The sequence below is a fragment of the Bradyrhizobium sp. Bra78 genome (genome assembly GCF_024519855.1).
Classification (GTDB): domain Bacteria; phylum Pseudomonadota; class Alphaproteobacteria; order Rhizobiales; family Xanthobacteraceae; genus Bradyrhizobium; species Bradyrhizobium japonicum_G.
In genome coordinates this window covers 618064-643317 of sequence record NZ_JALJRE010000002.1, presented here as the reverse complement: position 1 = coordinate 643317, position 25254 = coordinate 618064, and the positions used below count along the sequence as shown (strand labels likewise).

Annotated in this window: 19 protein-coding genes and 1 pseudogene; 10 read left to right on the top strand and 10 right to left on the bottom strand. The window is 63.8% G+C overall.

Translation table 11 applies throughout. The features are described 5' to 3' along the window. Nucleotides 1-127: 127 nt before the first annotated feature. From OC450_RS07005 to OC450_RS06980, 6 genes and pseudogenes are all read right to left on the bottom strand, one after another. Nucleotides 128-2062, bottom strand: coding sequence for an alkyl/aryl-sulfatase (locus OC450_RS07005; protein ID WP_262047522.1), 1935 nt, complete (start codon nt 2060-2062; stop codon nt 128-130). 70 nt (nt 2063-2132) lie between these two features. Further along, nucleotides 2133-3296, bottom strand: a complete 1164-nt coding sequence (locus tag OC450_RS07000; protein ID WP_211382625.1) for a GGDEF domain-containing protein — start codon at nt 3294-3296, stop codon at nt 2133-2135. 180 nt (nt 3297-3476) lie between these two features. Then, nucleotides 3477-4757, bottom strand: a complete 1281-nt coding sequence (locus tag OC450_RS06995; RefSeq protein WP_249128988.1) for a TRAP transporter large permease — start codon at nt 4755-4757, stop codon at nt 3477-3479. A gap of 219 nt (nt 4758-4976) precedes the next feature. Then, nucleotides 4977-5339, bottom strand: a pseudogene (locus tag OC450_RS06990) (TRAP transporter small permease); the annotation flags it as partial. Nucleotides 5340-5608: 269 nt separating this feature from the next. Beyond that, a complete protein-coding gene (locus OC450_RS06985; protein ID WP_211382623.1) occupies nt 5609-6610 on the bottom strand; it encodes a DctP family TRAP transporter solute-binding subunit in 1002 nt (333 codons plus the stop codon). 201 nt (nt 6611-6811) lie between these two features. Continuing rightward, complete coding sequence (locus tag OC450_RS06980; RefSeq protein ID WP_262047521.1) at nt 6812-7582, bottom strand: methyltransferase domain-containing protein; 771 nt, start codon at nt 7580-7582, stop codon at nt 6812-6814. Nucleotides 7583-7741: 159 nt separating this feature from the next. On the opposite strand from OC450_RS06980, the gene OC450_RS06975 reads away from it, so the two are divergent. Continuing rightward, nucleotides 7742-8485 (top strand): SDR family NAD(P)-dependent oxidoreductase, encoded by a 744-nt coding sequence (locus OC450_RS06975; RefSeq protein ID WP_262047520.1) that lies wholly within the window; start codon nt 7742-7744, stop codon nt 8483-8485. Nucleotides 8486-8780: 295 nt separating this feature from the next. On the opposite strand, the gene OC450_RS06970 is transcribed toward OC450_RS06975, so the two are convergent. Beyond that, entirely contained in the window at nt 8781-9263 is a 483-nt protein-coding gene (locus tag OC450_RS06970) for a DUF6647 family protein (protein WP_262047519.1), read from the bottom strand. A gap of 130 nt (nt 9264-9393) precedes the next feature. Between OC450_RS06970 and OC450_RS06965 the strand changes: the two genes are divergently transcribed. After that, complete coding sequence (locus OC450_RS06965) at nt 9394-12930, top strand: AAA family ATPase (RefSeq protein ID WP_262047518.1); 3537 nt, start codon at nt 9394-9396, stop codon at nt 12928-12930. Nucleotides 12931-13596: 666 nt separating this feature from the next. Here OC450_RS06965 and plsY read toward each other — a convergent pair. Together plsY and OC450_RS06955 are read right to left on the bottom strand one after the other, a co-directional pair. Beyond that, nucleotides 13597-14277 (bottom strand): glycerol-3-phosphate 1-O-acyltransferase PlsY, encoded by a 681-nt coding sequence (gene plsY, locus OC450_RS06960; RefSeq protein WP_211383522.1) that lies wholly within the window; start codon nt 14275-14277, stop codon nt 13597-13599. A gap of 363 nt (nt 14278-14640) precedes the next feature. After that, nucleotides 14641-15702, bottom strand: coding sequence for an isocitrate/isopropylmalate dehydrogenase family protein (locus tag OC450_RS06955; RefSeq protein WP_211382618.1), 1062 nt, complete (start codon nt 15700-15702; stop codon nt 14641-14643). Nucleotides 15703-15886: 184 nt separating this feature from the next. Between OC450_RS06955 and OC450_RS06950 the strand changes: the two genes are divergently transcribed. Then, a complete protein-coding gene (locus tag OC450_RS06950; protein WP_211382617.1) occupies nt 15887-17275 on the top strand; it encodes an MFS transporter in 1389 nt (462 codons plus the stop codon). A 5-nt stretch (nt 17276-17280) separates the two neighbouring features. Here OC450_RS06950 and OC450_RS06945 read toward each other — a convergent pair whose 3' ends face one another. Beyond that, a complete protein-coding gene (locus OC450_RS06945; protein ID WP_211382616.1) occupies nt 17281-18900 on the bottom strand; it encodes a B12-binding domain-containing radical SAM protein in 1620 nt (539 codons plus the stop codon). Between the two features lie 354 nt (nt 18901-19254). On the opposite strand from OC450_RS06945, the gene OC450_RS06940 reads away from it, so the two are divergent. The 7 genes from OC450_RS06940 to soxA are packed head-to-tail and all read left to right on the top strand — an operon-like array spanning nt 19255 to nt 25230. Next, nucleotides 19255-19704 carry a (2Fe-2S)-binding protein gene (locus OC450_RS06940; RefSeq protein ID WP_256806508.1) on the top strand — a complete coding sequence of 150 codons (450 nt, stop codon included), beginning with the start codon at nt 19255-19257 and terminating at the stop codon, nt 19702-19704. A gap of 11 nt (nt 19705-19715) precedes the next feature. After that, on the top strand, nt 19716-21902 hold the full coding sequence (locus OC450_RS06935; protein WP_211382614.1) for a xanthine dehydrogenase family protein molybdopterin-binding subunit: 2187 nt from the start codon (nt 19716-19718) through the stop codon (nt 21900-21902). A 52-nt stretch (nt 21903-21954) separates the two neighbouring features. Beyond that, the gene (locus OC450_RS06930; protein WP_211382613.1) at nt 21955-23226 is read left to right on the top strand and encodes an NAD(P)/FAD-dependent oxidoreductase; all 1272 of its coding nucleotides are present in this window, start codon (nt 21955-21957) and stop codon (nt 23224-23226) included. After that, nucleotides 23219-23665 carry a sulfur oxidation c-type cytochrome SoxX gene (gene soxX / locus OC450_RS06925; RefSeq protein WP_211382612.1) on the top strand — a complete coding sequence of 149 codons (447 nt, stop codon included), beginning with the start codon at nt 23219-23221 and terminating at the stop codon, nt 23663-23665. Before OC450_RS06930 ends, soxX begins: the two co-directional genes overlap by 8 nt. Before the next feature lie 4 nt (nt 23666-23669). After that, a complete protein-coding gene (locus OC450_RS06920) occupies nt 23670-24137 on the top strand; it encodes a SoxY-related AACIE arm protein (RefSeq protein ID WP_211382611.1) in 468 nt (155 codons plus the stop codon). Beyond that, nucleotides 24137-24454 carry a thiosulfate oxidation carrier complex protein SoxZ gene (gene soxZ / locus OC450_RS06915; protein WP_211382610.1) on the top strand — a complete coding sequence of 106 codons (318 nt, stop codon included), beginning with the start codon at nt 24137-24139 and terminating at the stop codon, nt 24452-24454. Before OC450_RS06920 ends, soxZ begins: the two co-directional genes overlap by 1 nt. Continuing rightward, complete coding sequence (gene soxA, locus OC450_RS06910) at nt 24451-25230, top strand: sulfur oxidation c-type cytochrome SoxA (RefSeq protein ID WP_262047517.1); 780 nt, start codon at nt 24451-24453, stop codon at nt 25228-25230. Before soxZ ends, soxA begins: the two co-directional genes overlap by 4 nt. Nucleotides 25231-25254 lie beyond the last annotated feature (24 nt).

Below are 25254 nucleotides of genomic sequence, written 5' to 3'. Positions count from 1 at the left end.
CCCGGCCATTGACGTTTGCAGGTAGTGCCCCACTCTATCAGCCGCCATTGCGAGTACAGCGAAGAATCCAGACCGCCTCCGTTGAAAGACTCTGGCTGCGCTCGCAATGACGGGAGAAAGCGGTGGCCTACGTTACTGCCGCCCGCTTCGGCTCGACGATCTCGAACATCCGCGGGAATTCGTCCATCAAGCCCATCAGCTCGGCGAGGCGCATCGGGTTGCCGGCGAGCTCGACCTTGCCGGCGGCCACCGCCTCCGGAAAGCTGGTGAGCTTGGCGATCACCTCGTCGAGCGTGGCCCGCGCGAGCGTGAAGCTGGCATCGGCGCCTTCCGCCTGCACGCCCTCGGTGTAGGTGAGCGCAGAGTTCTCCAGATTCAGCACGAACGTCTCGCCGGTATCGGTAAAACGCCAGTTCAGCACGATGTGCTTGCCGTCCGCCTTCGGCCCGTTGAGGCGGATGCCGAGCACGTCCCAGATCTGGGAGGTACGCAGCGCGGCCAGCGTCTCGCGCGGCATCGGCGGGCGCGGCGGCACCTTCGGCATGCCCTGTCGCAACTCCTGCGCGCCGAACAGATAGGCGTTGCGCCAGGTCGCGCTTTCGGCGGCGTAGCCGAGCTGCTCCAGCGTGTCCGCCAGCAGGTCACGCGCCGCCTGATTGCCGGGCTCGGCGAAGACGAGATGACCGAGCGCCTGCGCCACGAAGCGGAATTCGCCCTTGGCAAAGTCCGCAGCCGCGCGCGCGAGGATCGCGTCGGCGCCGCCCATATACTCGACATATTTCTTGCCGGATTCCACCGGCGGCAGCGGATCGAGATTGACCGGATTGGCATCGTACCAGCCCAGATATTTCTGGTAGATCGCCTTCACATTGTGCCGGATGTGGCCGTAATAGCCGCGGCCGTGCCAGGCGCCCTCCAGGCTCCTCGGCAACTGGACCGTCTCGGCGATCTCGGCCGCGGTCAGCCCGTGGTTCATCAGGCGGATGGTCTGGTCGTGCGCGAACTTGTAGAGGTCGCGCTGCTGCCGGATCATCGTGCCGATGCGCTCGCGCCCCCACACCGGCCAGTGGTGCTGGCCGCACATCGCCTCCGCCTTGCCGTCCCAGAGCAGCAGGGCCTCGTTCAGATATTTTGACCAGGCCAGCGCGTCGCGCACATCGGCGCCGCGGAACGGCAGCAGATTGTGAAAATTGTGCGTGCAGTTCTCGGCGAGGTTCAGAAGCTTGTAGCGCGCGACGAAGAAGTGCATCTCCGCCGGCGCTTCGCTGTTCGGCGCCATCTGGAATTCGAATTCGACGCCGTCGATCACGCGCGTGTCGCCGGTCGCCATGATCAAATCGGTCGGCCGCAGCAGCGCGACCGAGCCCGCCGCCATCGACTTGCCGAGGCCGCAATCGACCTGCCCGCGCGCGCCCTTGGCGAGGAGCGGCCCGAACTGGTACTGCGCCCGCCGCAGCATCGCCGGTCCCGCGATGATGTTCTCGGAGACGGCATGCTCCATGAACAGGTTCGGCGCGATGATCGGCACCCGGCCGCTGGCGAGCGCATCCTCCTCCAGCACGCCGCGCGCTCCGCCCCAATGGTCGGTGTGGGTGTGGGTGAAGATCACGGCGGCGACGGGCCGCGCGCCGCGATGCCTGAAATAGAGATCGAGCGCGGCACGCGCGCCCTCGATCGAGGTCAGCGTGTCCACCACGATGACACCGCTGTCGCCTTCGATCAGCGTCATGTTGGCGATGTCGAGCCCGCGGACCTGGTAGATTCCGGGCACGACCTCGAACAAGCCGTGCTGCATGTTGAGCCGCGACTGCCGCCACAGGCTCGGATTGACCGTCGGCGGCGCCGCCTCAGTGGAGAGAAAGCCGTAAGGCTTGAGGCTCCAGACCGTCCTTCCCTGCGGATTGGTGATCTCCGCGTTCTCGATCGTGCCGAGGAAGCCGCGCGCGGCATCGTCGAAATCCCGGGTGTCGGAAAACGGCAGCGCATTCAGCATCGCCGTTTGCCGCGCGATGACGGACGGCGAGGCGTCCTTGGGCATATCAGCTGTCTCGAAGCTGCTCATAAGGCTCTCCCCGGCTTATCTTTGTTGGGGAGGCATCTAACCGCATCTCGATTGTGGTTCCAACTGCTCCTTATGCAGCCAGCCCTTCGGCGACCCTCTGGGCCGATGCGGTCGCGTCAGGCATCCGCAAGGCGCGAGCGAGCACATAGCCGCCGCGGTCCTGCTTGGCCCGGTACATCGCCCTGTCCGAGCGCGACAGCAGCGCTTCCGCGGTGCGCCCGTCGCCCGGCGCAACGGCGACGCCGACGCTGACGCCGAGCTCGATCGCCTGTCCGTCCACATCATACGGCATGCTGATCGATTGCAGGATCCGCTGTGCCATCGCTTCCGCTTCCGCATCAGCCGCCGCGCGCTGCACCAGGACGAACTCGTCGCCACCCATCCGGACCACGAGGTCGTCGGCTGTGGCAAGGATCTTCAATCGCCCTGCAACTTGCTTCAACAGCGCGTCGCCGACGGGGTGGCCGAACCTGTCGTTCGCTTCCTTGAAGCGGTCGAGATCGAGCGTATGGACCGCAACCATCCCCGCCGCCAGCATCGGCGGCAAGTCCGTGGCCAGCACCGAGCGATTGGACACGCCGGTCATGGGGTCCGAGCGCGCGAGCTGCTCGAACTGCCGCTTCAGCGTGATCTGGCTGATCGAGGCGTTGAAGCTCAGCCGCACCATCTCGAAGCTCGCGACCACATACATCAGGATGAGGAGCCCAAGCCCGACATGGCGGAGATCGGGCTGCATGAACGTCACGATCGCGGCCGGCGCGGCGATCGCGACGAGATCGAGCAACGCCGCGACGGGACGCAGCGCCAGCCGCGCCACCACGCCGGCGCCGAACCCGAAGCCGATGCCGATCGCCATCACGCAACAGAGCGCATCACCCAGCACGATGCTGCGCGCGGCAAACACACCAAGCACGAAGGCCGTCGCGACTGTGCCGGCAATATAGCACCGCTCCCAGATCGCAGCCTCGGCCCGACCGAGCTGCTGCGACCGCGCGAGGCGGCGCCGGAACGCAAAAATTTCGAACAGGCGAACGATGGCCACCGCGACACCGGCGACCGTCAAGACCGCCGTCACCTTGTCGCCGGTCTCGTAGGTCGTAATGGCGCCGACCATCGCCTGGCAGGCGGCCGCGAGAATGGTAGGCATCGTCGTGCCGTGCAGGCCCGCGATCACTTCCATATAGACGGCGTCGGAAATCGACGCCCGCCCTGTTTCCATTCTGTTGAACAACATGCCAGCCCCATCTGCTGGCATCGTCCTACCGCACATCGGTAAAAAGGCGTTCACCGCACGGCAGTTGCATTTGAGCGCGCGGGTTTACCGTGCGTTAGCCATCTGCCGCCCTTCGGGCGAGGCCGATGGAGACGCTTCCCTCGGCGTCCCCGCTGGCGCCGCCAATCGCGGCTGGTTCCGCTACATCCCCAACAAACGAGGCAGCCACAACGACAGACCTGGCCAATAGGTGACGACCACGAGGAACGCCAGCATGGTCAGGAGCCATGGCCAGACCGCCACCGTGAGCTCGGTGATGCCCATCTTGGCGATGCCGGACGCGACATAGAGATTCAGGCCGACCGGCGGATGGCACAGCCCGACCTCCATGTTGACCGTCATCAGGATGCCGAAATGGATCGGATCGATGCCGAGCTTGATCGCGACCGGAAACAGGATCGGCGCCATGATCAAGATGATCGAGGACGGCTCCATCACGTTGCCCGCGATCAGCAGCAGGAGGTTGACGACGAGGAGGAAGCCGATCCAGCCGAGGCCCTGGTCGATCATCCATTGCGCGAGCGCCTGCGGTACATTCTCGTAGGTCATCAGGAACGAGAACAGGACGGCGTTGGTGATGATGTAGAGCAGCATCGCCGACAGATTCGCCGATGACAGCAGCACCCGCGGCACGTCTCGCAGCTTCAAATCCTTGTAGATGAACACCGCGACGATGAAGGCGTACACCGCGCTGACGGCGGCAGCTTCGGTCGGCGTGAACAGCCCGCTGTAGATGCCGCCGATCACGATCACGATCAGCAGGATTCCCCAGATCGAATTCCTGAACGCGTCGAGGCGCTGCATGAACGTCGCCTTCGGCATCCGCGGATAGTCATTCTGCCAGGCGCGATAGAACGTCGTGGCGCCGAGCAGCATGGCGAGCACCAACCCCGGTACGATGCCGGCGATGAAGAGCTTGCCCACCGAAGTGTTGGTGGAGACCGCATAGAGAACCATCGGAATCGACGGCGGGATGAGAATCCCGAGCGAGCCGGAAGTCGTGATCACGCCGGCGCCGAACCGTTTCGGGAATCCCTGGGCGACCATGGCGGGCAGGATCACCGATCCGATCGCCACCACGGTGGCCGGCGACGAGCCGGAAATTGCGGCGAACAGCGCGCAGGCGACCACGCCCGAGAGGGCAAGACCACCATACCAATGACCGACCAGCGCGGTCGCGAACGCGATCATCCGTCGCGCCACGCCGCCATGGGTGAGGAAGTTGCCGGCAAGGATGAAGAACGGGATCGCCATGATCTCGAAGCTCTCGATACCGGTGAACAGCTTCAGCGCCACCGATTCCGTTCGCACGTCGGTCAGCGTGAACATGAAGCTGAGCACGGTCAGTCCGAGCGCGATCGAGATCGGCATGCCCGTGAGCATCAATGACAGCAGGAGACCGAAAACGATGGCGACCCGCAGGCCTTGCGGCAACGTGATCAAATGGGCCGCATGGGCGAAGCACACTGCGACGATCAGGACCGGCAGCAGCATCAGGATCCAGCCGAGCGGACTGCGCTCGTCCCGGACCACCTGACTGCGCGTGACCGGTGCCGGATGAACCGGGTCTGCCTCGACGCCCTCGACGCCGGCCATGTCGTGATGCGGCAGCTCGCCGGTGCGATAGAACGACCAGGCGACTTGCAGGAAGCGGAAGCACATCAGGCCGGAGCCGAGCGGAATCGTGAGATACACCAGCCACATCGGCGCTTCGAGATCGTTCGACTGCTGGCCGGTCTGCCACATCTGGCCGACGAACGCGGCGCCGAAATAGCACACGATGGAAGTGAAAAGGGCGCCGCACAACAGACCGAAGGTGATCACGCGGCGGCGCGACCCGCCGGGAAGGACATTGACCAGCACGTCGACGCCGACATGGATTCCGGTTCGCACGCCATAGGCCGCGCCGAACTTGGCCATCCAGATGAACATGTAGATGCAGAGCTCTTGCGCCCAGGACAGGTCGAGCGCGGCGAGCCAGACGAACGCCGCTCGCATGGGCACGGCGAGGAAAGTCAAGTTGCGGGCTTCCGCCCATTTAGCAATGTCGATCGACAGCCCCGCCCCGTAGCGGTGCAGCACGGCGACGAAGATGAGCAACGTCGCGGCCGCAATCAGCGTCGCGATCAGCCATTCCTCGAGATGATTGAGAAAACGATTCAGCACGCGCAGCAACTTGGTCCCCCCAGGATAGGCTGGTCGTTCAAGAGCGAAACGGCCGGGAGTGCGATCACCCCCGACCGTTCATGGTTGTTCTTGAAGGAGCGCCGCCGTCAGTTCATCTTGACGTCGAGTTCCTTGGCGACGAGATCGAGCACTTCCTGCCCGACCCGGCCCTTTGCCCATTTATAAGTCGGCTGCATCGCTTCCTGCCACGCCTTGCGGTCGGCATCGGAGAGATAATGCAGCGTGGTCTTGCCCGTCTTCTTGATCTCGGCCAGCGCGTCTTCGTTCTCCTTGCGCGCGATCGAGTTGGTGTAGTCGGTCGCATCCGCCATCGCCTTGTCGAGCTGGGTACGGATATCAGGCGGCAGGCCATTCCAGAATTTCGAATTGACGATGACCGCGTATTGCAGATGCGCGTGATAGGACACGGTGATGTCCTTCTGCACCTCGTAGAACTTCTGCGTCAGATAGTTGGACGCGGTGTTCTCGCAGCCGTCGACCACGCCGGTCTGCAGCGCCTGGTAGACTTCGGAGAACGCCATGATCTGCGGGATCGAGCCCATCAGGCGGAAATACTGGTCGGCAATCTTCGATCCGGAGATACGGAACTTGAGTCCCTGGAAATCCGTCGGCTTCATCAGCGGGCGATTCGAAGAGACCATGTGGAAGCCGTTGTCCCAATAGGCGAGCCCCGAGATGCCCTTGGCCTCGAGCTTCTGGAACAGCCACTTGCCGACCGTGCCCTTCATCGCGTGGGCATAGGTCTCGTCGTCCTTGAACAGCCAGGGCAGATCGAGCGCCTCGAATTCCTTGACGCCGAGCGGCGCGAATTTCGCGGTCGAGGGCGCGAGCATCTGCACCGAGCCGAGCTGGAGCGCCTCGATCTCCTCCTTGTCCTTGTAGAGCGTGGAGTTCGGATAGACCTCGACCTTGACCTTGCCGTCGGTGTATTTCTCGGCGAGTTCCTTGAACTTGAGCGCGCCCTTGCCCTTCGGCGTGTCGTTGGCGACGACGTGACTGAACTTGATGACGATCGGGCTCTGGGCCTGGACGACGGCAGGAGCCACGAGAATAGCAGCGGCAGCGACCGCAAGAAGCAGCTTGCGCATGAAGTAACCTCCCAACAACTTCTAAAACCGGGTTCTTTTCTTGTTTTGCGGTTTCAGTAGTGGCAGCAATCCGACAGCCAAACAACTAGACCTAAGCCCAATTTGCCGCTGCCAAGCTATCTTGACGGCCGTTGCAGACGCAACCCGGCGCTTGCTCCCCTCCTGTGGAGCGATCGCTTATGTCGCACTGCAGCAGTGCAATCAGCCTTTTCGCTGGGCGACCATGAACAGGCGCCGGAACGGGAACAGCGTCTGCCCCGCGGCATTCTTCGGATAGGCCTTCGCGACCCGCGTCCCGTAGGCGGCCTCGAACGCGGCTTTCTCGTCGCCCTGCAAGACATCGAGGTAGCGCGTCAGCCAGGTCCCCTTGGTCCATTCCTTCACGGGGTTATCGCCTTCGAGCACCTGCAGATATTCGGTCTCCCAGATGTCGATGTTTTGGGACAGGGGCAGAAGAAGATCATGATAGAAGGCCGGCCCCTCGACCGGCGGCGGGGTCACGAGATGCTCGACCTTGGAGCGCCAGGGACCGTCCAGGGCGGTCTCGCCGATAAGCACATGCGAGGGAGCCAGAAAGTTGCGCGGCATCTGCACCGCGAGCATGCCGCCGGGCACGACCTTCTCCATCACCGAGGGGAAGAGTGCCGCATGATTAGGCAGCCAGTGCAGTGCGGCATTGGAATAGATCAGGTCATATGACTTGGCCGGACGCCACTGGCCGAGATCCTCATGGGACCATTGCACCTCCGGCGCCGCCTTGCGGCCGGCGGCTACCATCTCGGCCGAGCCCTCGACGCCGGTCACGGTCGCATCCGGCCAGCGCTCCTTGATCAGTTTCGTCACGTTGCCGGCGCCGGCGCCGAGATCGGCGATCGTGCTCGGACCAAATTCCGGAATCCGCATCAAGAGGTCGACCGCGGGCCGGAGCCGGTGGCCGGAGAATTTCAGATATTGCTGCGGGTCCCAGACCATCGTTCAGCGCCTTTATCTTTTTTCGTGTTTCCTTCAACGCGGCTCTTGGTTACCACTGCTCGTCCCGGTCGGGCAAATCACCCTGACGGGGACAGGGCGGGAATCGAACAGCAAAACCAACGGCAACAGGCAAAAAAGCAAACAAGAGAGCGTGCGACCATGGACATCGGGCTCAAATCGAAAACCGCTGTCGTCACCGGCGCGAGCATCGGCATCGGCCGCGCCATCGCCAAGGGCCTGGCTGCCGAAGGCGTGCGCGTCGTCGGCGTGGCCCGGCGCACCGAGCTGCTCGCCGAGCTGGTGCAGGAGGTCGGCGGGGGGCTGATCACGCCGCTCGAGCAGGACGTGATGGCCAAGGACGCGGCGGAGAAGATCGCGGCCTTCGCGCTGAAGGAGCTCGGCCATGTCGACATTCTCGTCAACAATGCCGGCGGCAGCCGCCCCCTGCCCGTCGATGCGCCCGACAGCAAATGGGACGAGGCGATCGCGCTGAACTTCACCAGCTACCGCCGCATCACGCATGCGCTGCTGCCGCAGATGATCGAGCGCAGATGGGGCCGCATCGTCAACATCACCGGCAAGTCCGAGCCGGAGGGCCTGAACGCCGCGTTCGCCGCCAAGGCCGCCGTGCACGCCTGGGCCAAGGGCCTGTCGCGCGAGATCGGCGAGCACGGCATCACCATCAACTGCATCCCGCCCGGGCGCATCATGAGCGAGCAAATCCGCCGCAACTACCCGCCGGACTATCGCGAGCGCTTCGCGGAGGAAGAAATCCCGGTCGGCTATTGGGGCGAGCCGGAGGACCTCGCGGCACTCGCGGTGTTCCTGGCATCACCCGTGGCCCGCTACATCACGGGAACGGTGATCCCGGTGGATGGCGGCTTGCGGCGGTATCAGTTCTGAGGGCGGGCTGCGGATTCGGTCGGTTGGTGAAAGCGTGCGACGTCCGCTCTGCTCGCCTGAGCGGACAGAATCGGCTCCGTGGTCCAATGGCGACATCACTGCTTGGCCGGGTCAGATGCGATTTGCGCCTAGGAAAGTCTCTTCTGAGAACGGCAAGAACTCTTCATTGCTTCGCTCGCACCTTTGCTCGAGATGATTGGCGTCTTCTGCTCAATCGCCCGCTTCAGCTCCAGCGCGCAGGGCGGCGGATAGGCCTTAAGTCGCATCGAGGCGGGCGCCGGAGCTGCCCGCGAACTCAGTACAGCCCCATGGCCATGGCGCAAGAGGTCGAAACCAGAAGTGCAAGGCCGTTGATTCCAAACTCGGCCTCGAGATCGCGGCCGAACAGGTGCAGCCACTTATCCTGCGCCTCGTAGGCGAGCTTCTCCCGCTCGGCCGGACATTCGTAAGCTGCGCCGGCCTGGTTCTGAAGATGATGCACCATCTCATGCACGAGAACGGACAATTCGGCAGGCGTCGTGCCGGTCCATTTATCCGAAAGGTAGATTGTCCTGGTTCGGTCATCATAGAAAGCGACCACGTCCCGCCTCTTTTCGAAGGATGATTCCTGCTCGTGGAGTGCAGTGGTCTCGTGCTGAAGCGCCGACAGCAGGCCCCTGGTGCGAAGCCCCGCCATCTCGACGGAGGCTACCCGCTCGATGCGCGGGTGATTGAGGCTGGCGGGCAGGGCGTAATTGGCGGAGATCCAGATCGCGATTGCGGTCAAAAACACGTCCATGGCTGCCTCCTGTGCTCTTCGGGCTTCCTATAAGCGCTAGAGCAAGAGGGCGTCTTTGGGATATGCTTGGATTTGCCTTGGGAATTTGCTGGTTTTGTTTTTCGAAACGGCAGGCGCTGGCGGGATTGTAATGATCTACGCATTCAAGGAGTATCTACTCGATACGGACCGCCGGGAATTGTGGCGTGCGACTGCGCTGGTCGCCGCCGAGCCTCAGACCTTTGATCTCCTCCTCTATCTCGTTCGAAATCGCGAGCGCGTGGTCAGCAAGGATGACCTGTTGGCTGCGATTTGGAGCGGCCGTATCGTTTCGGAATCGACCCTCAGCAGCCAGGTTAACGCGGTTCGCCATGCCATAGGTGACGATGGAGAGCGGCAGATCCTGATCCGCACGCTGCCTCGCAAGGGGTTTCGCTTTGTGGGCGAGGTCGAGGAACGATGCGAGCGGGAACCGCTTCCTGGGGGCGAAGCGGCGGCCCCCCCGCAGCCGACGGATCGACCCGAAGCGGCGCGCAAGATGGAGCGGCCGGAACGCCGGCAACTCTCGGTGATGATCTGCGACCTCATCGGCGCCCGCACTCATTTATCGGGCCGGGACCCTGAAGACCTCCTGTTTCTCATGTCCGCTTGTCAGGACCGCATCAAGGCAGTGATCGCCGGGCACGACGGCTTCATCGGCAAATCCTTGGGCGACAAGGTTGTCGTTTATTTCGGATACCCGTGCGCGCGCGAAGATGATGCGGAGCGCGCAGTGCGCGCCGGCCTTGCGGTCATCCAGGAAGTCGCAGGGTTGCGGCTCCACGCCAAAATGCCGTTGCAAGCGCGCGTTGCTATTGCGACCGGCCTCGTCATTGTCGGCGATCTGAACGAGATCGGCATTGCTGCCGACCATGCAGCAATAGGTGACGTGCTGCCGTTGGCGGCCGGTCTCTTGGCGGTTACCGAGCCGGGTGCGCTGGTGATTTCCGCAACTACACATCGCCTCGTCGGCGCGCTGTTCACCTATCGCGATCTCGGATCGCTTGGGTTGAAATCGAGCGTCGATCCTGTCAGGGCCTGGCAACTGCTTTCGGAAAGCACGGCAACCAGCCGCTTCGAAGCGCTGCATGCTGAGCCCGTGAGGCTGATCGGCCGCGAGGAAGAGCTCGCGCTGTTGCAACGACGCTGGAGCCAGATCAAGACTGGCGAGGGCCGGCTGGTCCTGATCTATGGCGAGCCCGGGATCGGCAAGTCGCGCTTGGTTTTCGCCCTGCGGGAGGAGATCAAGGCGGATCCGCACCATTGCCTGCGCCTGCAGTGCTCGCCCCATCGCGTCCAGACTGCGTTTTATCCGGTCATTAATCAGCTCGAACATGCGGCCGGTCTTTCGGCCGGTGACAGCGATGCTACCAAGCTCGATAAACTCAAAGCGTTGCTGGCGCCGTCGTCGCAAAATTTGGCGAGGGACACAGCGCTTTTCGGTGAGCTGCTCTCGATTCCGTGCCAGACCGGTTCGTCCGTGCTGTCGATCAGTCCGCAGCGACGCAAGGAATTGCTATTGGAGCAGTTGGTCGGCCAGATCGCCGGTCTTGCCGCCGAGAAGCCGGTGCTGATCGTGCTCGAAGACGCGCATTGGGTTGACCCGACCACGCAGGAACTGTTCGATATCCTGACCGAACGCATCCGCACGCTTCCAGTTCTGCTCATTATCACCTACCGGCCAGAATTCGTCCCGCCGTGGCTTGGCCAGTCCCACGTGACGGTCATGACGCTGAACAGGCTTGGCCGGCACGACAACATCGAAGTGATCCGACAGGTCGCGAACGGCAAGGATTTCCCGCCCATCCTGCTCGAACAGATCGTGGCGCGAACCGATGGCGTGCCGCTATTCATCGAGGAGATGACGAAGTCGGTTCTGGAAATCGACATCATGCGCGAGGAAAACGGCAGCTACGTGCTTACGCAGTCGTTGCCGTCTCTCGCCGTGCCAACGACGCTACAGGCTTCATTGGTCGCCCGGCTGGACCGGCTCGCCTCGCTGCGCGCGGTGGTGCAGGCCGGAGCGGCGTTCGGACGTGAATTCGCTTACCCGCAGATACGGGCGGTCTGCAATCTCGGCGATGCCGAGCTCGCGCCGCTGCTCAGGCAGCTGGTCGCTTCCGGGCTGGTGCACCAGCGCGGCGTCGTTCCGCACGCCGTTTACACGTTCAAGCACGCGCTGGTGCAGGATGCCGCTTACGGCACCATGCTCAAAAGCCAGCGCGCCGCGATTCACACCCGCATCGTCGAGATCTTCGAGCGCCAATTTCCCGAAATGCTGGAACGTAACCCGGACGTGCTTGCCTATCACTGCACCGAGGCGGGAAGCTCCGGCAAGGCCATCGATTACTGGCTCAAGTCCACCCGTAAGTCGCTTGCTCGTTCGGCCGGCATCGAGGCGGAGGCCCAATTGGAAAAGGCCATGACGCTGCTGCCGAACATTACGGATCAGACGGCCCGTCAGCAATTCGAGGCCCGCATCCAGGTCGAGCTTGGCAACACCTTTATCATGACCAGAGGATTTGCCTCGCCCGATGTCGCCACCGCGCTGACAAAGGCGCGGGCCCTGCTCGATGAAGCCGCCTATCCTATCGAAGCGCTTCGGGCGCTCGGTGCCCTGTGCAACTATCACTTGATCCGGTCGGAATCGCCAAAGCTCCTGCAGCTTGCAGAGCCATTCCTTCGTCGCCGCGTTGACCCGCCCGGCGTGATGGTTAGTCATTACGAGGCCGGCACCGCCTATCTGCACATCGGCAGGTTCGAGGACGCGAGACTTCACCTCGAAAAGGGGCTCTCGCTTTACGAAGAAGAAACACCGGTCGCATTTATGGCCGGCAATAATATCCGAACGTTTTCGCTGGTCTGGCTCAGCCTTACTTACCTTTATCTCGGCAAGCTGAAACTGGCGACGGAAACGAGAGAGGCCGCCGTGAGCGACGCGCGAAGCCGCCTCCATCCCTTTACCCTGGTATCGGCGCTGCTGGCCTCGGCACGCTTCTTCCTCCACACACGCGACCTGCAGGCCGCGATCGCCGCGACCGAAGAGGGATTTGCCATCGCCACCGAGCAGCGCAGCCCCTACCACATTTCCCGCGCCAATATCCTGAAGGCTGTCAATCTCGTCGCGGGCGGTCGGGCCACGGAGGGAATTTCACTGATGGACGCTGCGCTCATGGAACATCGCGACACCGGGGCGAATTTTCAGAGTTCGTTTAACCTGTCCTGTCTCGCGGAGGCCTATGCCCGCGCCGGCAATCATGCACGCGCACTCGATTTCGCCGAGCAGGCGATCGGCGAGGTCGAGCGGTCCGGCGAACACTGGTGGGCTGCCGAGGCCCAACGCCTCAAGGGAACGATCCTGCTCACCGCAAATCCCACCGATCGCCGGCGAGCCGAGGACTGCTTTGTCTCAGCGCTGAAATCCGCGCAGACTCAGAAGGCAACGTTTTGGGAGCTGCGCGCTGCGCATAGCTTGGCCAGCCTGTGGAGCGGGGAAGGCCGCGATACTGAAGCCCGAAAGTTGCTGGCGCCGATCTATCGTAAATTCACCGAAGGCATTGATTTGCCTGATCTCGACGATGCGCGAAGGTTGCTGGACCGTCTCAGGAAGCCGGTCTCCAGTCAGCAGCGGCAAGCGACCTGGCGCTGAGGAAACGGACTAACGGCATCGCCAGCGGAGCAGCCACGAGACATCCCAGACGCGATCGCGAACCTAACGAACATCCGTGCATCGGTGCCACGATAGCATCGTGACGGTGTTTTGCCCGACCTGTCAACGTCGTCGCGACGCGCAGGGTCGCGACGGCGCCGCCTGAAGATACCTTGTCGATCAAGGGGCGTTGGGCTCAGCTCTTTGACGCGCTCTGAGCCCAACCTAGAGACGCAGGTGCTGTACATAGATATCAATTTTCCGCCGGCGGCTTCGATGAGGTTCTTGGCCGCTTCGTACCGGTTGGTTTTTGGATTTTCCATGATGCTGTTGAGAGATTTTGGGGTGTATTGCCCTGTCATACAGAAATGCATAGTGACTTCCTCCTGTCGGGGAATGTTCGGAAAATTGGGGCGCAAGATTTACTTCGGGCTCAACAAAAACAGGCGGCTAAAGCCGCGTTGAGCGAAAGACCATAGACCCCGCAAGATACCGCTGAGAATAGACGGGCGTTCGGCACTACCCGTCGGCGGCTGAGCGATCAGGCTACATCAATTATGCGGCGTACGGAAAACATTCTGAGTCCATCACTCGGACGCCGACGGTCCAGGATGGGGTAACCGCGGTCAGAAGCGGTCCCTATCGAAGGCCCGCTACACGCGTGCGCTAGGCTTGCGCTTCCGCATCCGCGCTGCTCTGACCGAGGCGCGGCTCCGTCCCCGCCAATAGCCGTTGAATGTTGGCGCGGTGGCGAACGATCACGTATATGCCGCCTCCGATCACCAGCAGCCGATAGGGCCACGGTTGCTCAAACCCGCAGACCAGAACGATTGCCGTCAACGCCGCGAGGATCGAGCTCACGGAAACCATCCGGGTGATGCTCAGCGCGACGCCGAAGACTGTTGCAGCCCCCAATCCCACGGGCCATGAAATCGCCAGCAACACACCCAGCCCGGTCGCAGCGGATTTGCCGCCCGTAAAGTTCAGCCAGATCGAGCGGCTATGCCCAAACAGCGCTGCAATCCCGGCCAGGCAAACTGCCCATGACACCCATATCTGCAAATCAGACGCTGTCGGCGGGGTCGCAGACAGCTCGGTATAGAGCCAGGGACAGAAGGAGCGGGCAACGATGATGGCCGCCACGCCTTTCAACACATCGGCGACAAGCACCGCCAACGCCGGCCACTTGCCCAGGGTCCGCAATACGTTCGTCGCCCCGGTGGATCTGGAGCCATGCGCTCGAATATCAATGCCCTTGAGGAGTTTTCCCGCGAGATAGCCCGTGGGCGTAGAACCCAAGAGATAGGCGATCACCAATCCAACCGCGCCCGCTATCCAAAAAGCCATGATCGAAAAAGCCAAGGGTTCTAGTTCCGGTTTTACGCAACCAGCGCTTTATCGCCGACCTGTTTTGACCGCGACGAGTCGGAGGCGAAATGCCGGAGCCGGCTGCACAGGTCTGCCCCATCTGGGAGCGGGCACATCGCGCATTCATGCACACGCGGTCTGGTCTTCGCCCGGGCCTCTGTCACGATAGCATTCTGCCAGTGTTTTGCCCGACGGGTCAACTTGATCGCGGCAGCGAATGTCACCGCGGCGCGACTCGAAAAACCCTTAACCTTCAAGGGACCTTCTACTGTGCATGGGGTTGTTTTTCGACGTTTTAGTTTTGGACCCTGAGAAAAAAGCGCAAAGGCCCGCACGAACAACTCACTCCGCCTGCAGGATCTCCGCAATCGCGGCGCCCGCCGCGATGGTGCCGAGCTTGCCGCCGACGTCGCGCGTCGCCCTGCCCTCGCCGATCGCTTTCGCCACCGCCGCCTCGATCGCACGCGCGGCTTCCTCGTAGCGGACGGCGCCGCTCGTCTCGCCGTGCCAGGCGAGCAGCAAGGCCGTCGACAGGATCAACGAGACCGGATTGGCGACGTCCTGCCCCGCGATATCAGGCGCCGAACCGTGCGCCGCCTGCGCCATAGCATGGCGGTCGCCGACATTGAGCGAGCCGCCGAGGCCGAGACTTCCCGACAGCTCCGCCGTGAGATCGGACAGGATATCGCCGAACATGTTGGTGGCGACGATGACGTCGAACCGATCCGGGTTGCGCACCACATGCGCCATCATGGCGTCGACGAGGATGTCATCGACCGCGAGGCCGGCATAAGCTTTCGCCGCCTCGCGGCAGATGTCGAGAAACATCCCGTCGCCGATCTTGAGCACGTTGGCCTTGTGCACGATGGTGAGATGCTTGCGCCGCTTCATCGCCAGACGGCAGGCGGCGTGCGCGATGCGTTCGCAGCATAGGCGCGTGATCCGGCGCAGCGAGATCACCACATCAGGCGTGACCAGCATTTCGCCATTGCCCTGCTCCATGTTGCGGTCGGCATAGAAGCCTTCGGTGTTCTCGCGCACCACGACGAGATCGAAATCCCCACACCGGCCGGGCCGCCCCGCATAGGTGCGTGCGGGCCTGACATTGGCGTAGAGGTCGAGGCTCTTGCGGAAGTGACGCGACGGATTGATCTCGCCATGCGCCTCGTCCTTGAAGTCGAAGGTCGCGGTCGGGCCGAGGATCAGGCCGTCGGCGGCGCGGACGATGTCGAGCAGTTCGGGGCGCACCGTCGTGCCGAACTGCTGCAGGCTCGCATGCCCGACCGCGTGCTCCTCCAGCCGCAGATTGAGCTGGAAGCGCTCGGAGGCCGCGCGCAGCACGCCCGATGTCGCGGTCGTGATCTCCGGTCCGATGCCGTCACCGGGCAAAACGACGAGTTGCATGGCGGTCCCCTCAAATTGCAGCAGCAGAACGATCATACGCCGGAGCACGGCGGCTTCGCCCAGCCTTCGCGCATACACAGCATGCAAGCATATGCCTGTGGAAGCGGCCTTTGGCGTAGTACATGCCGAAAGTCCCGTTCAGCCACGCCGCCGAAACAACGCGCAAGTCCATGATAACAAGGCAATGACAATCACGTTACCTGCCGCCGCGCGCGAGCCCGACCACACCGTGTCCGACGGCCTGCCCGCTGCGCAGCGGCGCTGGGCCATTGCCGCGATCTTCACCGCGCTGGCGATGGCTTCGCTCGACACCGCGATCGCCAACATCGCTCTGCCCGCCATTGCCGCCGATCTGCATGTCACGCCGGAGCAGTCGGTCTGGGTCGTCAACGTCTACCAGATCGCGCTGGTGGCGACGCTGCTGCCGCTCGGTGCGCTCGGCGAGATCGTCGGGCACCAGCGCATCTATCTCGGCGGCCTGATCCTCTTCACCATCGCCTCGCTGTTCTGCGCGGTGGCGTGGTCGCTGGACAGCCTGCTGGTCGCCCGTACCCTGCAAGGGCTCGGCGCCAGCGGCATCATGAGCGTGAACACCGCGCTGGTGCGTTTCGTCTATCCCGGCCGGATGCTGGGCCGCGGCTTCGGCCACAACGCGCTGGTGGTCGCGACCGCCTTCACCTTCGGTCCCTCGATCGCCTCGGCCATCCTGGCGCTCGGGCCGTGGCCGTGGCTGTTCGCCGTCAACATCCCGTTCGGCCTCGTCGCGATCGGCATCGGCTTTGCGATGCTGCCGAAGACGCCGCGCGCCGATCACGGCTTTGATTTTCTCGGCGCGGTGCTGGCGTCGGCCTGCCTCGGGCTGTTCATCACGGGCATCGGCAGCGCCGCGCACAATCTGTCGCCGGTGGTCGTCGGCGTCGAGCTGGTCACGGCCCTCGCGCTCGGCTTCATCCTGACGCGCCGGCACGCCGACCATCCCGCACCGATGCTGCCGATCGACCTGTTCAGCCGCCCGATGTTCGCGCTGTCGGCGGCGACGGCGGTGTGCTCCTTCGCCGTGCAGGGCCTCGCCTTCGTCTCGCTGCCGTTCTATTTCGAGGACGTGCTGGGACGCTCGCAGGTCGAGACCGGATTCTTCATGACGCCATGGCCGCTGGTGGTCGGCATCATGGCGCCGATCGCGGGGCGCCTCTCCGATCGCCATGCCGTCGGATTGCTGGGCGGCATCGGCCTTGTGCTGCTCGGCCTCGGCATGGCGCTGCTCGCGATGCTTCCGGCCAATCCCGCCATCCCCGACATCATCTGGCGGATGGTGATCTGCGGCATGGGGTTCGGCTTCTTCCAGGCGCCGAACATGAAGGCGGTGATGTCGAGCGCACCGCCGCACCGCAGCGGCAGCGCCTCCGGAATCGTCGCGACCGCGCGCCTGACCGGACAGACGACGGGAGCCGCGCTCGCCGCGGCCTGTTTTGCTCTCGCCGGACACCAGGGCGCAACGGTGGCACTGGCGCTCGGCGCCGGCTTTGCCGCGCTCGGCAGCGTCATGAGCTTGTTGCGGCTCGCGGTGAAGTAAGACCCTCAGGCCAGATGCCGCGCGGCTGTCGCGTCGACCGTCGCCGCTGCCGCGATGACCGTCTCGTCGTCGAGCGCAGCCAGGCGCACGTCGATGGCATCGATGACCTTGCGCGAGAACGGTCCGAGATGCGCATAGGCCGCGATCATCTGTACCGCGATCCGCGCCGATGACGTGTCGCGCTTGGCGCAGTTCATGAAGGTTTGCCAAAGCGGGCGCCCGTCGGGGATGGAGGTGACCACGCGATGAACGGTCTCCATCGCCCCGACCCTGGCGCGGATGTCGCCTTCGGCAAGCTCGTGGCGCTGCCTGGACCGGTCGAGCAGCGTCATCAACTTGTCGACGCGGCCCGCATAGGCGGCCGGGCTGTAGACACGCTCGAGCACGGTCTTGTAGTCCATCAGGATATCGCGGAGCGGCCGCACCGGATCGAAGTTGATGCCGCCGGTGCACTGATCGCCGCCCGTCGTCGATGCCAGATCGTGGTCCGCGTGCAATCGGCCTTCCTTTGCAAGGCGCCGCGTGAGCTGCGTGTTCGGCAACGCGTAGAGCAGCCCGATCATGGCAACCGGGATGGCGGCCTCCTCGATGAAATCGACCATGGCCTCCGCCATCGAGACCTTCTCGTTGTCGAAGCCGACGATGAAGCCCGCGGTGACAAGCATGCCGGCGGCGTAGATCTTGTGGATGCTCTCGGCGATGTTGCGCCGCGTGTTCTGTTTCTTGCGCATCGCGACCAGGGTTGCGGGATCCGGACTTTCGATGCCGACGAAGACAGCGAAGAAATTGGCCGCCCCCATCAGGTCGAGCAATTCAGGATCGTCGGCGAGATTGACCGAGGCCTCGGTGGACAATTCGAAGGGATAGCCGTGCGCGCGCTGCCATTCGGCGAGCTGGGGCAGGAACAGCCGGAGCGACTTCTTGTTGCCGATGAAATTGTCGTCGACGAAGTCGAGATGGCCGCGATAGCCCATATTGTAGAGCCTATCGAGCTCGATGAGCATCTGCTCATTCGTCTTGGTGCGCGGCACGCGCCCATAGAGCTCGATGATGTCGCAGAACTCGCAGGTGAAAGGGCAGCCGCGCGAATACTGCACACCGAGGTAGAGATAGTCCTCGAATTTGAGCAGGTCGAAGCGCGGCACCGGCGTCGAGGTGACGTCGGCCTGGAATTTCGGCGCGGTGAAGACGCCGGCGCGTGCGCCGCTGTCCCAGGCCGCGATGAATTCGTCGATGACGCTTTCGGCCTCGCCGAGCACCCGGAAGTCGGCTCGCTCGTAGACATGGGGGCTGGAGGTGGGATCAGGGCCGCCGACCACCACCGGCTTGCCCGCCGCGCGGCATACGTCGATCAGGCGCAACGTGTCGGCCTGCTGCGGCAACATTCCGCCGGTGAAGACGACGTCGGCCCAGGCGAGATCGTCGTCGCAGAAAGGCTGCGTGTTGCAGTCGATGAGGCGCACCGTCCAGTTGGCCGGCAGCATCGCGGCAACGGTGATCAGGCCGAGAGGAGCAGCGGGGCGTTTCACGCCCATCAGTTCGCAGGATTCGCCAAAACTCCAGAAGGACTCCGCCGTGAAGAGCGGATAGAGCATCAGCACGTTGCAAGGCTTCGGTACGTTCATGGAACCCCTTCTGGCTTCGCCCCAGTGTAGCAGAGCATCTTGGTCTTGCATCCCGGCAAAAGGGACAAACTGTTGCCGATTGTTCCATGGTGGCTGGCGCGCCAAAGCAGGAGACGTCGTCCGAGGCTGTGCGCAGGCGTACAAGGGACGCGGCGAATGGCCTCGGGTGCGGACCCCGGGGCGGAGGTTTTCGCGCAAAACAGGCGGACGCAACACCGCCCGCCCCTTAATCATCCTGCGAGCGCGAAAATCATCGACGACACCCCGCGGACTCTTGATTTGAACAGTTCCAATTTGCCCGACACATTGCGCCCCTGAGTTCAATCGGTGGATTGGGCCAATCAGGGGACTGCGATGGCAAACCTAACAATCAACGGAAAAACCTTCACACTCGATGTCGAGCCAGATACGCCGCTGCTCTGGGCGATCCGCGAGAATGCCGGCCTGACCGGCACCAAATATGGCTGCGGCATCGCACAATGCGGCGCCTGCACCGTTCACATGGACGGTGTCGCCACGCGTTCCTGCGGGATCTCGGTCGCTGAGGCCGAGGGCAAGAAGATCACCACGATCGAGGGACTGGCGTCCGGCAGCTCGCTGCACAAGGTGCAAGAAGCCTGGATCGCCCAGGACGTTCCGCAATGCGGCTATTGCCAGAGCGGCATGATCATGGCGGTGGCGGCGCTGCTGATCGAAAGACCGAAACCGACCGACGCCGATATCGACGAGGCCATCACCAATATCTGCCGCTGCGGCACCTTCCAACAGGTGCGCGAAGCGATCCACATGATCGCAAGCGCGTAAGTAGCCGCCCCATGAACAAGCACGTCTCTCCCAAGATGAACCGCCGTGCCTTCGTCATCGGCACCGCCGCGGTCGGCACCGGCCTTGCGATCGGCCTCGATCTCCCGTTCGGCGGCCCCGCCGTGGTGCGCGCGGCCGACGGCTCGCCCGAGATCGGCGCCTGGGTCGTGGTCAGGCCCGACGATGCCGTCGTGATCCGCATCGCCCGCTCCGAGATGGGCCAGGGCTCGCTCACCGGCCTCGCCCAGCTCGTCGCCGAGGAACTCGAATGCGACTGGTCGAAGGTCTCGACCGAATATCCGACACCGGGCCAGAGCGTTGCCCGCAAGCGCGTCTGGGGCGATTTCTCGACCGGCGGCAGCCGCGGCATCCGCTCTTCGCACGACTATGTCCGCAAGGGCGGCGCCACCGCGCGCCTGATGCTGATCCAGGCCGCCGCCGATGCGTGGAAAGTCCCGGCGTCCGAATGCACCGCCGCGAACAGCGTCATCACCCATGCGCCATCCGGCAAGACCACCACCTACGGCAAGGTGGCCGAGGCCGCAGCCAAGCTGACGCCACCGTCCGACGTCAAGCTGAAGGATCCGAAGGACTGGAAGCTGATCGGCAAAGGCGTGAGGCGGCTCGACACCGCCGACAAGACCACCGGCGCCATGATCTACGGCATCGACGTCAAGCTGCCGGGCATGCTGAACGCCGCGATCAAGGACTGCCCGGTGTTCGGCGGCAAGCTGAAGAGCTTTGACGAAGCCAAGATCGCCGGCATGAAAGGCGTCAAGCAGGTCGTCAAGGTCGGCGATACCGCGGTCGCGGTCGTTGCCGACACCTGGTGGCACGCCAAGACCGCGCTGGAAGCGCTGCCGATCGTCTGGGACGAGGGCGACAACGCCAAGGTCTCGAGCGAGTCCATTGCAAAATGGCTGGCCGAGGGCCTCGACAACGGCCAGCCGGCCTATGTCGGCAACAAGAACGGCGACGCCAAGGCCGCGATTGCCGGCGCAGCCAGGAAGATCGACGCCGTCTACAGCTACCCCTACCAGAACCATGCCACGATGGAGCCGATGAACGCCACCGTGCTCTACACGGCAGACAAGTGCGAGGCCTGGTGCGGCACGCAGAATGGCGAGGCCGCCTTCGCGGCGGTGCTGGAGGCGTCCGGCCTGCCGGCCGAGAAGTGCGACGTGCACAAGGTGATGCCCGGCGGCGGCTTCGGCCGGCGCGGCCAGACCGACTATGTCCGCCAGGCGGTCATAATCGCCAAGCAGATGCCGGGCACGCCGATCAAGCTGTTGTGGTCACGCGAAGAGGACATGGCGCACGGCAGGTATCATCCGATCACCCAGTGCAAGATGACCGGCGCGTTCGATGCCGACAATAATCTGGTCGCGCTGCACTACCGCCTGTCCGGACAGTCGATCCTGTTCTCGCTCCGCCCCGAAGCGCTGCAGAACGGCATGGATCCGGCTGCATTCCAGGGCGTCGCCCAATCCGGCGAGGCCGCGTTCGGCTATTCGGTGCCGAACCTCCTGATCGAGCATGCGATGCGCAATCCGCACGTTCCGCCCGGCTTCTGGCGCGGCGTCAACGTCAATCACAACGCGATCTACATGGAATGCTTCATGGACGAACTGGCCCAGGCCGCAGGGCAGGACCCGCTCGAATTCCGCCGCAAGCTGATGGGCAAACATCCCAAGCATCTGGCGGTGCTCAATGCCGTGGCCGAAAAGATCGGCTGGACCACGCCGGCGCCGCAGGGCGTCTATCGCGGCATCGCGCAGGTCATGGGCTATGGAAGCTATGTCGCCGGTGCCGCCGAAATCTCGGTGACCGACGGCAACAAGATCAAGGTGCATCGCATCGTCGCCTCCACCGATCCAGGCTACGTCGTCAATCCGGCGCAGGTGGAGCGGCAGATCGCCGGCTCCTTCGTCTACGGCCTCTCCGCACTGTTCTACGGCGGCTGCACCGTCAAGGACGGCAAAATCGAGCAAACCAACTTCGACACCTACAACTCGATGCGCATCAACGAGATGCCGAAGGTGGAAGCGGTGATGGTGCCGAGCGGCGGGTTCTGGGGCGGTGTCGGCGAGCCGACCATTGGCGTCGCGGCGCCGGCGGTGCTCAATGCGTACTTCGCCGCGACCGGCAAGCGCATCCGCTCTGTGCCGTTGCGCGACCAGAACATCACCTTCGCCTAAGAGACGCCGCGGCGGCCACGACGGCCGCCGCGGCATTTTCCGGATGAGGCCCATGAATGCGCCGGTGACACGGCGGAATGCCGTCCTCGGCATCACCGCCGCGGCCACATCGTTCGCCGTACCTTCGATCCTGCGTGCGCAGTCCGCAGGCCGCGTCGTCGTGGTCGGCGGCGGCTTTGGCGGCGCGGCCTGCGCTCGCGCGCTGAAGCGTGCGCAGGGAAACCTGCAGGTCATCCTGATTGAGCCCAATGCAGTCTTCACTTCCTGCCCCTTCAGCAACGAGGTGATTGCGGGCCTGCGCGACATCGACGCGCAGCAGTTTGGCTACGACAAGCTCGCGGCCCAGGGCGTCACCGTGATCGGCCAGGCCGTGACCACGATCGAGACGCAGCGGCGCAGCATCTTGACGGCCGATGGTGTTGCGCTGCCCTACGACCGTCTTGTGCTCTCCCCCGGCATCGACTTCCACTTCGAAGCCCTGCCCGGCTACGACGAGGCCGCGGCGGAAAAGATGCCGCACGCCTGGAAGGCCGGCGCTCAGACGCTTTTACTGCGCAAGCAGTTGGAGGCAATGCCGGACGGCGGCACGGTTGCCATTACGATCCCCGCCAATCCCTCGCGCTGTCCGCCTGCGCCTTACGAGCGCGCCAGCCTGATCGCGCATTACCTGAAGATCAACAAGCCGCGCTCGAAGGTGCTGGTCTTGGATGCCAAGGACACTTTCTCCCAGCAGCGGCTATTCGAGAGGGCGTGGAAGGAGCTCTACGGCGACATGATCGAGCGCATCGCGCTGTCGCAAGGCGGCCGCGTGACTTCGGTTGACGCTTCGACCAAGACCATCGTCACCGAGTTCGGCAACTACACCCCTGACGTCGCCAACGTCATCCCGCCGCAGCGCGCCGGCCTCATCGCCGGGATCGCCGGCGCTGCGGATGCGACCGGCTGGTGCCCGATCGACCCTGCGACTTTCGAGTCGAAGCTCGTCCCAAACATCCATGTCGTCGGCGATGCCTGTCTCGGCGGCGGCATTCCCAAATCGGCGTCAGCCGCAAGCGCGCAGGGCAAGGCCTGCGCCGCTGCCATCGTCAGTCTGCTCGCGGGTCGCACGCCAGAGGCGCCGCGGCTGACCGGCGTCTGCTACAACACCGTCGCGCCCGGTTACGGCTTTTCGCTGGCCGGCAATTACCAGCCCAAAGGCGATATCTTTGCCGAGGTCGAGGGCGGCGCGACCAGCCCGGTCGACGCCCCGCGAGAACTGCGCGCCCGCGAGGCAGCCGAGGCCGAGCGCTGGTTTCAAACCATCACGGCGGATACCTTTGGCTAGGACATCTCTCCATATCGCAACGCTGGTCGCCGCCACTCTTGCCTCTGGTGCAGAAGCACAAGACCTCGTGCCCTACAGGATCACCGGCGACGGAATTGGCCAATCGCTCACCGGCGCGCCCGGCGATACCGCGCGCGGCCGCGCGCTGGTGCTCGCGCGCACCACGACCTGCATCCTCTGCCATTCCGGCCCCTTCCCGGAAACGCGGTTCCAGGGTGACCTCGCGCCCGACCTTAGGGGGACCGGGAACCGCTGGTCGGCGAGCCAGTTGCGGCTTCGGCTGGTCGATGCGGCGCGCTTCAACCCACAGACCATCATGCCGTCCTATTATCGCAATGGCGGGCTCGTGCGGGTCGGGCGCAATTTTGTCGGCAAACCGATATTGTCGGCCGCCGAGATCGAGGACATCGTGGCCTTTCTTGCAACGCTTCGGGACTAGGTTCATGCCGACCACGCGACGACGATTCCTGGGCCTTGCCGGAGGCGTGACGGCCGCCGGGGCGATTCCGATCGTCACGCTGCAGCCGCTTCAAGCGACACCAGCGATGCTCACCGCCGCGGTACGCAACATCGTCGGCGAAGCCGCTGTACGAACCGGCAAGGTGAAGCTCGACATTCCACCGCTGGTCGAGAACGGCAACACGGTGCCGATGACCGTGAGCGTCGCCAGCCCGATGACCGCGGATGATTACGTCAAGAGCATCCACGTTTTCAACGAGAAGAACCCGCAGCCGAACATCGGCAATTTCCATCTCGGCCTTTCGGCCGGCCGCGCCCAGGTTTCGACGAGGATCCGGCTCGCCGACACCCAGAGGGTGATCGCGATCGCACGCCTCTCCGATGACACTTTCTGGCAGGTTGCCGCCGACGTCGTCGTGACGCTCGCCGCCTGCACCGAGGAGATGAACTGATGACCGCGCTCATCAACGTTCCGGCGAAGGCCAGACGCGGCGACATCATCGAGATCCGCACGCTGACCTCCCACATCATGGAAACCGGCTTCCGTCACACCGCGGACGGCGCGCTGGTACCACGCGACATCGTCACGAGCTTCACCTGCCGCTACAACGGCACCGAGATCTTCAGCGCCGACCTCTTCCCGGCAATCGCGGCGAATCCATATCTGTCGTTCTTCACGGTTGCGAAAGAAAGCGGCAAGTTCGAGTTCGAGTGGACCGGCGACAACGGCTATTCGTCCAGCGCATCGGCATCGATCACGGTCGAATGATTTTCTGGCGCGCGATAGCGGCGGCGGCGCTTCTCGCCACGAACTCCGCCCTGCTCGCCGGCGAGATTCCGCCGGACGAGCGCCGCTCCGGCTATTCCTTCATGGGTCGGGACAGCCGCGCGATGCAGGATGACGACACGTCCAATCCGGGCATGTTGTTCGTGCTCGACGGCGAGGCGCTCTGGACGAAGAAGACCGGCAGCGCGGAGAAAGCCTGTGCGGATTGCCATGGCGATGCCCGGAGCAGCATGAAAGGCGTCGCAGCGCGCTATCCCGCCCTCGACAAGACGCTAGCGCGTCCCGTCACGCTCGATCAGCGCATCAACCTCTGCCGGGGCAATCATCAGAAAGCGACACCGCTGTCCTACGAGAGCCGCGACCTGCTGGCGCTGTCCGCCTTTGTCGCCCACCAGTCCCGCGGCGTTCCGATCACGGCCGGCGGCGATCCGGAGCTCAAGCCCTTCCTCGAACAGGGCCGCGACCTTTTCATGCAGCGCGAGGGCCAGCTAAACCTCGCCTGCGCCAATTGCCACGACCACAATTTCGACAAGCGCCTCGCGGGCGCGCCGATCACGCAAGCGCAGCCGACCGGCTATCCGCTTTACCGCCTGGAGTGGCAGACACTGGGGTCGATCGAGCGCCGGTTGCGCAGTTGCATGACCGGCGTTCGCGCCCAGGCCTATGATTACGGCTCGCCCGAGCTGGTCGCGCTCGAGCTTTACCTGATGTCGCGGGCGCGCGGCCTGCCAATGGAGACACCGGCCGTTCGCCCCTGATCGTAGATTAGGACTAGGCAGACG